A 12,093-nucleotide genomic window follows, 5' to 3' on the forward strand; every position below is an offset into this window, starting at 1 on the left:
CCGATCGAGGATCTGCACCATCCACAAAAATGTGGATGCTGCTCGAGAGACTGAACCGATAGCTTTCTTGTCCTGAGCGTAGCCTGAGACGGATCGAACTCTGCGATCGGAGAGGCCACGCGGCAAGAAACATGCGGGGAGGAACGACATGTTGGAAATAAAGCAGATTATCGGGGGCAACTCGGTCGCCGCCGTCTCCGGAAAGACCTTCGACAGGATCGATCCATTCACTGGCAAGGTTGCGACCCGCGCCCCGGCATCCGGCATAGAGGATGTCCAGAAGGCAGTGGCTGCGGCGCATTCCGCCTTCCCCGCCTGGTCGAAGAGGGGTCCCGGCGAGCGCAGGGCGTTGCTGATGAAGGCCGCTGATAACCTTGCGTCGAAGGTCGAAGAATTCATCAGGATCACGATCGAGGAGACAGGCGGCACCGCGCCTTGGGCCGGCTTCAATACCATGCTTGCAGCGGGGATATTGCGGGAGGCTGCGGCGATGACCACGCAGGTTGTTGGCGAAGTCATTCCGTCGGACAAGCCCGGCACCTTGTCCATGGGCGTACGCCAGGCCGCAGGCGTTTGCCTGGGGATAGCGCCGTGGAACGCGCCTATCATCCTTGGTACGCGGGCGATCGCCATGGCGCTCGCCTGCGGCAATACCGTTATCCTCAAGGCATCGGAATCCTGCCCGGGAGTGCACATGCTGATCGGCCAGGCGCTGAACGAAGCGGGTTTCCCTGCCGGGGTGGTCAATGTCATCTCCAATGCGCCGGAGGATGCCGCCGCCGTCGTCGAAGCCCTGATCGCGGCGCCGGAGGTCAGGCGTGTGAATTTCACCGGATCGACCCATGTCGGGCGCCGTATCGGCGAGCTTTGCGGGCGGCATCTCAAGCCCGCTCTCCTGGAACTCGGCGGCAAGGCGCCGATGGTGGTTCTGGACGATGCCGATGTTGATGCCGCGGTCAACGGGGCGATCTTCGGGGCCTTTGCGAATATGGGTCAGATTTGCATGTCGACCGAGCGGATCATTGTTCACAAGAACATCGCCGACGAATTCGTCGCCAAGCTTTGCGACCGTGCTTCGAAACTACCTGCCGGCGATCCCCGCGGTCATGTGGTTCTCGGGTCTCTCGTCACCACGGAGGCGGCGGTGAAAATGGAGGAATTCATCGCCGACGCCGTGGCCAAGGGCGCCAAGCTCGTCGCCGGCGGAAAGCGGACCGGCTCCGTGGTCGAGGCGACGCTGCTCGACAATGTGAAGAGCGGCATGCGCTGCTATGGCGAGGAAAGCTTCGGTCCGGTCAAGCCGATCATCCGGGTCGCCGACGACGAAGAAGCGATCCGTGTCGCCAACGATACCGAATATGGTCTGTCAGCCGCCGTCTTCAGCCGTGACCCGCAGCGGGCGATGGCGGTCGCCGCTCGGATCGAAAGCGGCATCTGCCACATCAACGGGCCGACCGTGCATGACGAGGCGCAGATGCCCTTCGGTGGGGTCAAGGGTTCCGGTTACGGTCGTTTCGGGGGCAAGGCGGCGATCAACGAATTCACTGATCTGCGCTGGATCACGATCGAAGATCCGCACCAGCACTACCCCTTCTGAACCCTCGAACAGGAGCAGGCCAAATTGAAGGATGTGTTCAGTGTTGAAGATTTTCGGATGAGGGCGAAAAATTTCCTTCCCAAGATGGTCTTCGATTATTTGGAGGGTGGATCAGAGGGCGAGTCTGGCCTCTCTCGAAATGTGAACGCTTTTGGAAAATGGAACTTCGTCCCCAGGCGCCTTGCCGATGTTAGCAAATGCTCGCTGGAGACTACGTTGCTTGGAAGGGGATACAGTCTCCCCTTCTATGTTTCTCCGACCGGACTGAACGGCCTCATCCGCCCTGACGGGGACCGAATCTTGGCCCAGGCGGCGGCCAAGGCGGGCATTCCCTTTGTTCTCTCCACCGCGTCGAACTTGTCGATTGAGGACATCGCTGCATCGGGGGATGGCGAACGTTGGTTCCAGTTGTACGTACTGCATCGAGATATTGCCAAGACGATGTGCCAAAGGGCTCTGACCGCTGGTTACGAAGCACTGATCTTGACTGTTGATGTCCCAGTCAACGGATATCGAGAGCGGGACATGCGCAACAGGTTCGCATTACCGGCAACATATGGTCTGCGAACGCTGGCAGACGGGTTGATGCATCCACGATGGTCTATCAATTTTCTGAGAAGCGGAACGCCTAAACTCCGAAATTTCGAAACTCTGGAAGCCCAGGGCCCGGAAGCGCAGGCCGCATTGTTGAAAAGACAGATGGATGCGAGCTTCGATTGGGACGCGTTACGGCAGCTTCGTGAATGGTGGCCCAAGAAGTTGATGGTAAAGGGCGTGCTCCGGGCCGAAGACGCAGTCCAATGCGCTGCCTGCGGTGTGGATGCGTTGATAGTCTCAAATCACGGCGCTCGACAACTGGACGGAACTATCTCTCCCTTGGAAGTGCTTGCGGAGATTGCCGCTAGTGTCCAGATCCCAATTCTGTTGGACAGTGGCATCAGGCGTGGGGCGGACGCGCTTACCAGCCTCTGCTTGGGCGCTACAATTGTGGGCCTGGGGCGAGCGATACTTTATGCCTTGGCGTCCGACGGCGAGCGGGGTGTTGAACGATGCCTTGAAATCTTAACCGATGAATTGAAGCGCGGCATGGCCCTGCTGGGGGCATCAAGCATAACCCAGCTCGACCACACTCTTGTCAGGCGGTCGAATTGGGCTTGATTGGGGCGTTCGACGGCGGGCCGTTAGCCGGCATAAAGGCCGCCGATCGCCTTGCGCCGAAGCCGGAGCGGCGGCACGGTCACCGTCGCCGGAGATCGTGCGCGAAACGTTACTGAACCGCAGTGGGCGTCTTGAACTAGGGTTTCGCCGGTGCGTTGAGAAGCGGAACCGGCGAGATCACCGGGTTTGGCCACGAGCCGCCGATGAAGAACTGCAGAAGCGGCAGCTCTGCTGCCTTGGCCGGATCGGTTGCCTCCAGCGATCCGGACAGCGCCAGCCCGTTTGACTGATAGGTGATGAGACCGGATAGTGTCAGCGTCTGTGCAGGCCCGGTGATATGGGCATCGTCGATCTCGGCCGAACCATTGGCGAAATCGGCCTGGAGGTCCAGCTGGCTGAAGGTGAAGGCGCCGCCTGCCGCAGCACTCAGCGGAAAGAATGCCTTTTCGGCGGCCTGGCTCCGCAGCGCTGCGGCGTCGATGCCGGGGATCGTGCCCTCCTTCGTCCAGAAGTGCAGCCTGCCGGTGACGTCGCCAAGGCCGGTCGTCCATATCGCCTTCGGCGACTGCAGGTCGAGATCGAGCGACCCCGTCGAAAGCGGCAGCGGCCCCTTGAGCTGCAGCCGCTCGGCAAGGGCGGCGAAGTCGGCATCGCGGATCGACAGCTGCAATTTGCCGCCGCCGGCGAAATCGCGCCGCGTCGCTTCTAGATGCGCGCTCATTTCACCGCCTTCGAAGGCGCTGTCGCCGATATCGAATTTCGCCTCGCCGCCAGTCACGATCATGCTGGCGCCGACATTGGAAAGCTCGAAGAGGCCCATCTGCGCGCGTCGGGCCGAAAGCCTGACATCGATATCGAGCAGTTGCGGCGGTTCGCGCATGCCGGAGATTTCCTCCGCCTGGCCGGCGGCAAGCCTGAGCGCAAAGGCGTCGAGGAACGGCTTGAGGTTCATCTGGTCGAAGGCGAGCGTGCCGCCGATCTTCGGACGTTTGCCGGCTTCGGTCGAAAGGTCCATGACGCCGGTGGCGCTTGCCTCGTTCAGCGACAGGCTGAGTTCGTTGAAGCGCAGCCCGCTGCCCGACGAGATGATGTCGGATTCCAGCGACGCGCTCTTCAGCGTCCCGATGCCGGGGATCGATTTGCCCGACCATTTGAGAAGCGCCGGCACATCGGGAATGCTGACGGCGATATTGCCGGAAAGGGCCGAGAGGCTGACGATGCTGGCAATTCCTCGGAAATGCGCGGTCAGCAGGTTTGACGTCAGCGATGTCCGCGTCTCGGCGCTCTTGCCGGCAAAGGCGAGCAGCGGCTGGCGCGAGGCGAAATCGACCTTCAGGTCCTCGCCGTTGATGCGGGCGATGACGACAGCCGAGATCGCGCCCGAGAGCCGCGGCCAGGCGATATCGGCCGTGACGCTGTCGAAATGATAGATCTTGGCGCTCATGATGTCGGTGACGGCTAGCGTGCCGTCTTCGACGGTCACCGCGCCGATCTCGGCATCGAGAGCCGGATCGAGCACCTCGGCTCCGTTTTCGTAACGCGCGCCGTTGATCGCACGGGCAAGAAGACCGGCATAACTCCAGTCGATCAGGCCTTTTTCGTCACGCGTCAGCGCCAGGCTGGGGCGCAGCAGATGGAATTCGTGGAAGCTGGTTCGGCCTCTCAGCGCATCGATGAGGCTGAAATCGGCCGAGAGGCTTTCAATTCTGCCGAGCAGCTTGTCGCCGCTCTCGCGCGGCTGCCGGATCGTGACCTCGTTCAGCGTGATGCGTGGCGTCGGCCAGAACTCAAGAACCGGATCGCCTTTGATCTCGGCCTGATACCCTGTCCATTTCGACAGCGCGTCCTCGATGCCGGAGCGCACGAAGCCGGTCGTGATGAGATAGGGCGCGGCCACCCTCAGCGCCACGAAGAGCCCAAGGGCAATCAGTAGCAGCACGGTTGAAAGACGCGCGAAAGTCGGCAGCCAGCGCGAAACGGGTCCGATCTTTCTGCGCCACCTGCGATGTCTTGACGTACCCATGATCTCCGCCGGTCATCAGCCGGTTAAGCCGTTAAGCGCTGATTTCGCCGGATATAGGAAATATCAGGCTGATGCAAATACCTCCAGCGCGGCGCGTTCGCGGGTATTTTGAATCGCGCTGAAATGGGGTCCGCTTTCTCACCTGTTCGCCGGGCGTCGGATCTGGTCGGGTTCGGGCCCTTTATAATGCAATGCAGCATGATATAAGGACGACATTGGGGAGGAGGATTGAATGCAGGACAACAGACCACTGTGGGTGCCATCGGACGAAGCCGTCGCAAAAAGCCCGATCCATGCCTTCATGCAGCGCTGCAACGCCGACTTCGGGCTATCGCTTTCAGGCTTTGAGGACCTGCATGCATGGTCGGTCGCCGAGCGCGAGAAATTCTGGTCAACCGTCTGGGATTTCTGCGGCGTCAAGGGAAAACGCGGGGCGGAAGTGCTTGTCGACGGCGACAGCATGCTCGGCGCCCGCTTCTTTCCCGATGCGACGCTGAATTTCGCCGAAAACCTGCTGCCCGGCCGCGGCGAGGGCGACGCCATCGTCTTTCGCGGCGAGGATAAGGTCGAGGATCGCTGGTCGTGGGATCGGCTGCGCGCGCTGGTGTCGAAGCTGCAGCAAGCCTTCAAGGCGCAGGGTATCGGTAAAGGCGACCGCATCGCAGCCATGATGCCGAACATGCCGGAAACCGTCGCCGCCATGCTGGCGGCTGCCTCGATCGGCGCCATCTGGTCGTCCTGTTCCCCCGACTTCGGCGAGCAGGGCGTGCTCGACCGGTTCGGCCAGATCGGGCCGAAGCTCTTCATCGCCTGCGATGCCTATTGGTATTCCGGCAAGCTGCAGGATGTCGGCGCCAAGGTCGCCGCTGTGGCGAAAAGCTTGGGTGTCCCCACACTCGTCGTCCACTATGCCGGCGATGCCGAGGCGGTGGCGAGCAACACGCCAGGCGCTTCGACGCTGGAAGCCTTCATCGCGCCCTATGAGGCGGGCGAGATCGAATTCACCCAACTCGGCTTCGCCCATCCTCTCTACATCCTCTTTTCCTCGGGCACGACAGGCGTGCCGAAATGCATCGTCCATTCGGCCGGCGGCACGCTGTTGCAGCATCTCAAGGAGCAACGTCTGCATTGCGGCCTTGAGGCCGGCGAGAGGCTCTTCTACTTCACCACCTGCGGCTGGATGATGTGGAATTGGCTGGTCAGCGGGCTCGCCAGCGGCGCGACCCTCTGCCTGTTCGACGGTTCGCCGTTTGCCCCTGACGGCAACGTGCTGTTCGACTATGCCGAGACCGAAAAATTCGTAATCTTCGGCACCTCGGCGAAATATATCGATGCGGTGCGCAAAGGCGGGCTGACGCCGCGCCAGAGCCATGATCTTTCCAGCCTGCGGCTGATGACGTCGACCGGTTCGCCGCTGTCGCCGGAGGGCTTCACCTTCGTCTATGAAGGCATCAAGAAGGATGTGCAACTCGCCTCGATTTCCGGCGGCACCGATATCGTCTCCTGTTTCGTGCTCGGCAATCCGCTGCAGCCGGTGTGGCGCGGCGAGATCCAGGGGCCGGGCCTCGGCCTTGCCGTCGACGTCTGGAACGATGACGGCAAGCCGGTGCGCGGCGAGAAGGGCGAACTCGTCTGCACGAAGGCCTTCCCGTCGATGCCCGTCATGTTCTGGAACGATCCTGACGGCGCCAAATATCGCGCCGCCTATTTCGACCGGTTCGACGATGTCTGGTGCCACGGCGATTTCGCCGAATGGACGGAACATGGCGGCCTGATCATCCACGGCCGTTCGGATGCGACGCTCAATCCCGGCGGCGTGCGCATCGGCACGGCCGAAATCTACAATCAGGTCGAGCAGATGGAGGAGGTGGCCGAGGCGCTATGCATCGGCCAGGAATGGGATGATGACGTGCGCGTCATCCTGTTCGTTCGCCTGGCAGCGGGCGTGACGCTGACCGAGGACCTCGTCAAGGCGATCAAGACACGGATACGCACCGGCGCCTCGCCGCGGCACGTGCCGGCGAAGGTCATCGCGGTCGCCGATATTCCCCGCACCAAATCCGGCAAGATCGTGGAACTAGCGGTGCGCGAGGTCGTGCATGGCCGGCCGGTCAAGAACCAGGAGGCGCTCGCCAACCCCGAGGCGCTTCGGCTTTTCTCGGGATTGGAGGAATTGCGGTCCTGATAACAGATTGTAAACTACGAGCTTTCACCATTCAGCAATCCCTTGTCATAGAAACCCTTCGTTAAGAAAGGTTCGTCAAAGGTGAAACAACTTGGGGGCCGCACATGAACGAGGCGGCCTGAAGCCCTACAGCGCCGCGCGTCGCAGACGCGCAAAGGACGCTGTAGCACTTTAAGTTGCTGCATGATTCCTTAAATCGATTCCGATTTAGGGAATCATGCAGGCGGGCTTGCGAAACATGACGTGGATCGACCGAGCTCTTGTTGAACAGCACCAAATTCAAGGCAGCCTCTGGCTGCCTTTTTTTCGCTGCGCCACAGATTAAGGATCAGCCGGCCAGCACGCGCTGCGACGGGAAGGTGATTTCGACGAGCGTGCCTTCGTTCGGCGCCGAATTGATCGAAAATGTCGCGCGGTTGGCATCGACCATCGCCTTGGTCAGCGGCAGGCCGAGCCCGGTGCCGTCGCCGCGATGGCGCGACTGGGTCGAGGAGACCTGCCGGAACGGCTTCATCGCCTGGTCGAGTTCGGCGCGAGTCATGCCGACGCCGGTATCGCGGACCCGCAATACCACGCTGCCGTTCGCCTCATAGGAGGTGGAAACGACGATCTGCCCGCCCGAGGGGGTGAAGCGGATGGCGTTCGACAGGATGTTGAGCGCGATCTGCTTGATCGAGCGCAGGTCGGCCACGACATCGGGCACGGCATGCGACAATGCCGTGCGGATGATGACGCGCTGGCCGTTCGCCTGCGGTTGGACCAGGGCGACCGCCTCCGAGACCGCTTCGTTGAGGCCGACAGCGGCAAAATCCAGATCCATCTCGCCTGCCTCGATCTTCGAAATATCGAGCAGGTCGTTGACGATGTCGAGGACATGCCGGCCGGAGCGGCCTATGTCGTTGGCATATTCGATATAGCGGGGATGGCCGATCGGACCGAAGCGCTCGCCGGCCATCATATCGGAAAAGCCGATAATGGCGTTGAGCGGCGTGCGGATTTCATGGCTGACGCGGGCGAGGAAATCGGTCTTGTGGGCATTGGCGGTTTCGGCCGCCCCCTTGGCGTTGCGCAACTCGTCCTCGGTGCGCTTCCATTGCGTGATATCGCGGATGACGGCGCAATAGCCGTTCGAGGAGGTGAGCCGGCCCATCGTCATAAACAGCGGCACGAAGCCGCCGGCGGCCTCGCGGCCGATCACTTCGCGCCCGTCGTTCAAGACGCTGGCCACACCATGGCCGGAGAGGCCGTTCAAATAGTCGAGAACGGCTTTCTGGCTCTCATGGGCAAACAGCATGACGAAGGGTTTGCCGCGCGTCTCCTGTTCGTCGTAATTGAAGAGCGCGCTTGCCGACCGGTTCATCGAGCGGATGTCGCCCTCCGTGCCGATGACGACGACGCCGTCGGTCGCCGTTTCCAGGATCGAGCGCAATTCCTCCACTTCGACCTGAAGCTTGGCCACCTTCTCGACCATCCGCTCGGGACGGGCTTCAGACCGTCCGGCGTCAGCCCGGGCGTCTTCCTTGCCTGCCACCGGCATCAGCGCCAGCATCAGGGCGTTGGCATCTTCCCAGCGCACCGATTGCAGCCGCGCGGTGACCGGCGTCAGCGTGTCGTCGGCCTTGACCAGCATCAATGTGCCGGAGCCTGCGGCATTCTCCTCGAGGTCGCGGCGCTGCAGCAGGGCGTCGATGCCGCCCACGTCGCGCAGCGCATCGAGGGAGGCGTAGCCCGTCAGCCGCATGAATTCGGGATTGGCATGCATCAGCGCGTCGCCGACATGGATGAGCACCGCGACGGGCAACTGATCGACCGTTCCGGCAGACAGCCCGTCTGTCATCTTGACGCGCGGCGGGATGAAGCTTGTGAGCACCTCGATCTGGCTTACCGTCTCTTCGAGCCCTTCGGTCGCCTCGTCCTCTTCCAAGGCGGCGGGCTCTTCGGCCTCTTCCCGCAGCGCCTCGGCCGCGTTCTCGAAGATCGCTTCCTGCGGCGCCGGCTCATCGGCCGAAGCAAAGTCGTCCGTATCGGCGAGCGGCGTTTCGTCCTTGAAAGTGTCCGGTTCCAAGCTCTCTTCGAATGCCGCCGTTTCCGTGGCGCCGGCGTCCCCGGGCGGCGGAGCTGCGGGCACTTCCTCGCGGGCGCCGAAGGCTTCCAGGCGCTTGGCGATTTCGCGGAAATTCGCCTGTTCGGCGGCCGTCAGTGCGGCGCCCGTGCTGTGAAGCTGTACGACCTTGTCGGTGAAACGGCGATTGGGTGTTTCGACGATGCGTAGCGCCGGCGGTTCGTCTGCAGCATTGTCCCGGGCGGGCGCCTCGAAGGTCGTCTCTTCGCGGGTCACCGCTTCCGGCGCCGTCTCTTCGGCCTGCGGTGCCACTGCTGTCGGCGCCTCATTCCCGTTCTCGTCCGCCGCGGGCGGTTCCGCCACGGCCTTCTCGGACGTGGCTTCCATATCATGCGCCGGGTCGGCGGCAGGCTCGGCGATCGGGCCGGGGCTTGCCGCTTCATGGCCGACGCCATCCTGGCCGAGCGTCAGGCCAAGCGCCAGCGGATCCTCCTGTGCGTCGGAGAGCCTGACGACGCCGAAGCCGCGGAAGCCGTCGAAGTCGCGATTGCGGGTATAAGTCGGCAACGCGGCGAGATCGACCGGAACGACGAGGCTGGTGCCTTCGACCGGCCAGAGGATCGTCTTGCCCGACCACGTGTCGCGGCGCGCGAGCGCCTCGGAGAGCTTGCCCTCCGGATCAAGGTTGAAGAGAGCGGCGATGTCGCTGAAGGCGGAGCCGATGATGGCGGAGGCACGCGGACCGACGGCCTCGGCAAATTCGTGGCTGACCTCGTTGAATCGGCCTTCCGCATCGATCTTCCAGACGAAGCGCGTGGCGCGGCTGTTCGGTCGGAAGACGAAGCCGGGTTGCGCTGCAGGTGCCGGGGCAGGGGGTGCGTCGGAAATCAACGGCGTCGCGGCGGCCGGCGCTTCACTAGCCATTGCCGGCGCCTCTTCGACGGGCGTCCGGCTGGCTTCGGCCGGTTCTGCCGTCTCGTTCGTTTCCGCGGTCTCATCAGCGGAACGGGCCGCGTCGCCGTCGAAAAGCTTTGCCGGCTCGTCCGCACCGCTGTCGCTCGTAGCGTCATCGTTTTCCGGCGCCGCGTGTTCGGCCGGATGCATCTCCGCAATCACTTCGTCGGCGGATGTGGCGGCTGCCTCTGCCGGCTTTCCGCTTTCGCCGGCGATCTCCTCGAGGGTCTCTTCGACCTCTTCAATGCCGGACACCGCGTCGATGATCTCGGTGAAGCCGGTTGCGGCGACCGGCTCTTCCCGAGGAAGTTCGGATGGCGGCGCGCTTGCTTCCCCCGCGGGCGCGTCAGCCGCCTGCGGCGATCTATCGGCTGGATCGCGCACGGGTGCGTCGACCGGGTCGAGATGACCGATCGCGGTTTCAACGGCAAAAAGCAGATTGAGGGCCGGCTCCTCGCTGAGCTTGCCGACGGCGGCAGGGAGATAACCCTTGCCGGTGGCGACCGGGCGTTTCACCAGCCGGTCGGGATGCGCACCGGCAAGGTTGATCAGCGCCTTGGCGGTTTCGCCTGAGATGGCTAGCGACGCAAAGCCCGGCGAGGCCGCGATGACCTCGCCATTGGCGCCGATGACGGCCATATGCGTGTCGGGATCGTCGAGCCCCTGCAGCATCTGGGCGGCCGAGGCGTCGGCGGCGAGCGGCTTTGCCGAGACCGGCACCGAAAACAAGATGGCTTTCTCGCCCTGCGAAAGCCGGATCAATTCGGCCGCCGCCTGCACCTGCACGCGCTGAAAGCCCTTGGCGACGCGGATCATCAGGCTTCTGTAGTCACCGATATCGGCGAGTTGCCGCGCCGCCGTTTCCAGCTGGCGAAAGGTGATATCGGTGCGATCAACGCCTTGATCGAGCAGATCATAGACCGCCGAATGGCCGAAAAGCTCGGCACCCGCGCCGTTCGCCCAGAGCAGCCGGGCAAGATCGGCCGAAAACAGCACCATCGCCTCGCCGCGTGAAAAGCGTTCCCGCACCCGCGCATGCACGGCGATATCGATGAACGGATATTGGACTGCGGGCATGATCGAACCTTGTCGCTGTCGGCCTTCTAAATTAACGGCTTATTAATAACTGCAGGTCGCATGCCGGTCCAGAACAGCGGGGCAGTTTCGGCCCACAGGGTTAACGACGTGTGCACTGCACAATAATTGTTGCAATGCACAATGAAATGCCCTATATAGACGTCATTCGATGATCTCAGGCAGCGACTGCCTCAACCCAAAGGAATGCGACATGGCTACCATAAAGACCGATGATGTTTTTTCAATCGCTTCTTTCGACCCGTCCAAGCTCGCGGAATCCTTCCGTGAATTCGCTGAAAAGGGCGCACAGCAGTCGAAAGACGCCTATGCGAAGCTGAAGACCGCTGGCGAAGAAGCCGGCAAGACGCTCGAAGCCACCGTCCAGACGGCCCAGGCCGGCACCGTCGAGATCGGCCTCAAGGCAATCGACGTCCTGCGCGTCAATGCCGAGAGCTCGCTCTCGCACATGGAAGCGCTGCTCGGCGTCAAGTCGATCGCCGAATTCGTCGAGCTGCAGACCTCGTTCCTGCGCAAGCAGGCCGAAATCGCCGTCGACCAGGCGAAGTCGATGCAGGAAACCACCAAGCAGGTGGCCGAAAAGCTCGCAAAGCCCTCCAAGGAAGCCGCCGAAAAGGCCATGGCTTCCTTCAAGGTTGCCTGATCGGGCTTTGTCTACCAGACACAAAAAGGCTGGACCTCGCGTCCAGCCTTTTTGTATATAGACGAGGAATGGGGCTTGAATTCATCGCCAAGTCCTCGTATGTGACGCCCATCGCGCCAAGCGTGATTTGTGCGGTTGTAGCTCAGTTGGTTAGAGCGCAGGTTTGTGGCACCTGAGGTCGGAGGTTCGAGACCCCCCAACCGTACCATCTTCCCACGTCAACTCCCTATCAGACAAATCGTTCTGGCTACGTCATTTCGACTGAAAAACCGCGCTTCAGACGTTTAAGAATTTTCGGTTCCTATGGCGAATTTGCTGCTTATTTGCAACACAAGCTCGAACATTTACGAAGCACCATACCGCCGGCTGAGCTAAA

At 62.1% G+C, this 12,093-nt stretch carries 6 protein-coding genes and 1 tRNA gene; 5 read left to right on the forward strand and 2 right to left on the reverse strand.

Annotation, left to right across the window (positions count from 1 at the left end; genetic code table 11):
• The first annotated feature begins 148 nt into the window (after nucleotides 1-148).
• The gene (locus J2J99_RS03845) at nucleotides 149-1,597 is read left to right on the forward strand and encodes an aldehyde dehydrogenase (RefSeq protein WP_168296012.1); all 1,449 of its coding nucleotides are present in this window, start codon (nucleotides 149-151) and stop codon (nucleotides 1,595-1,597) included.
• A gap of 33 nt (nucleotides 1,598-1,630) precedes the next feature.
• Nucleotides 1,631-2,755: an alpha-hydroxy-acid oxidizing protein gene (locus tag J2J99_RS03850; RefSeq protein ID WP_246763156.1), complete on the forward strand. Its 1,125-nt coding sequence runs from the start codon at nucleotides 1,631-1,633 to the stop codon at nucleotides 2,753-2,755.
• A 136-nt stretch (nucleotides 2,756-2,891) separates the two neighbouring features.
• On the opposite strand, the gene J2J99_RS03855 is transcribed toward J2J99_RS03850, so the two are convergent.
• Nucleotides 2,892-4,778 carry an AsmA family protein gene (locus tag J2J99_RS03855; RefSeq protein WP_168296013.1) on the reverse strand — a complete coding sequence of 629 codons (1,887 nt, stop codon included), beginning with the start codon at nucleotides 4,776-4,778 and terminating at the stop codon, nucleotides 2,892-2,894.
• 232 nt (nucleotides 4,779-5,010) lie between these two features.
• Between J2J99_RS03855 and J2J99_RS03860 the strand changes: the two genes are divergently transcribed.
• Complete coding sequence (locus J2J99_RS03860; protein WP_168296014.1) at nucleotides 5,011-6,963, forward strand: acetoacetate--CoA ligase; 1,953 nt, start codon at nucleotides 5,011-5,013, stop codon at nucleotides 6,961-6,963.
• Nucleotides 6,964-7,291: 328 nt separating this feature from the next.
• Here the strand turns inward: J2J99_RS03860 and J2J99_RS03865 are convergent, their stop codons facing one another.
• Nucleotides 7,292-11,056: an ATP-binding protein gene (locus tag J2J99_RS03865; protein ID WP_168296015.1), complete on the reverse strand. Its 3,765-nt coding sequence runs from the start codon at nucleotides 11,054-11,056 to the stop codon at nucleotides 7,292-7,294.
• Between the two features lie 211 nt (nucleotides 11,057-11,267).
• On the opposite strand from J2J99_RS03865, the gene J2J99_RS03870 reads away from it, so the two are divergent.
• The gene (locus J2J99_RS03870; protein WP_168296016.1) at nucleotides 11,268-11,717 is read left to right on the forward strand and encodes a phasin; all 450 of its coding nucleotides are present in this window, start codon (nucleotides 11,268-11,270) and stop codon (nucleotides 11,715-11,717) included.
• A gap of 131 nt (nucleotides 11,718-11,848) precedes the next feature.
• Nucleotides 11,849-11,925: transfer RNA gene (locus tag J2J99_RS03875), tRNA-His, on the forward strand.
• Nucleotides 11,926-12,093: the final 168 nt, after the last annotated feature.

The sequence above is a fragment of the Rhizobium binae genome (assembly GCF_017357225.1).
GTDB classification, from domain to species: Bacteria; Pseudomonadota; Alphaproteobacteria; order Rhizobiales; family Rhizobiaceae; genus Rhizobium; species Rhizobium binae.

Coding starts and splice junctions, on each gene's coding strand:
- J2J99_RS03865 (WP_168296015.1), bottom strand. CDS start 11,056: ATGCCCGCAGTCCAATATCCGTTCATCGATATCGCCGTGCATGCGCGG.
- J2J99_RS03870 (WP_168296016.1), top strand. CDS start 11,268: ATGGCTACCATAAAGACCGATGATGTTTTTTCAATCGCTTCTTTCGAC.
- J2J99_RS03855 (WP_168296013.1), bottom strand. CDS start 4,778: ATGGGTACGTCAAGACATCGCAGGTGGCGCAGAAAGATCGGACCCGTT.
- J2J99_RS03845 (WP_168296012.1), top strand. CDS start 149: ATGTTGGAAATAAAGCAGATTATCGGGGGCAACTCGGTCGCCGCCGTC.
- J2J99_RS03860 (WP_168296014.1), top strand. CDS start 5,011: ATGCAGGACAACAGACCACTGTGGGTGCCATCGGACGAAGCCGTCGCA.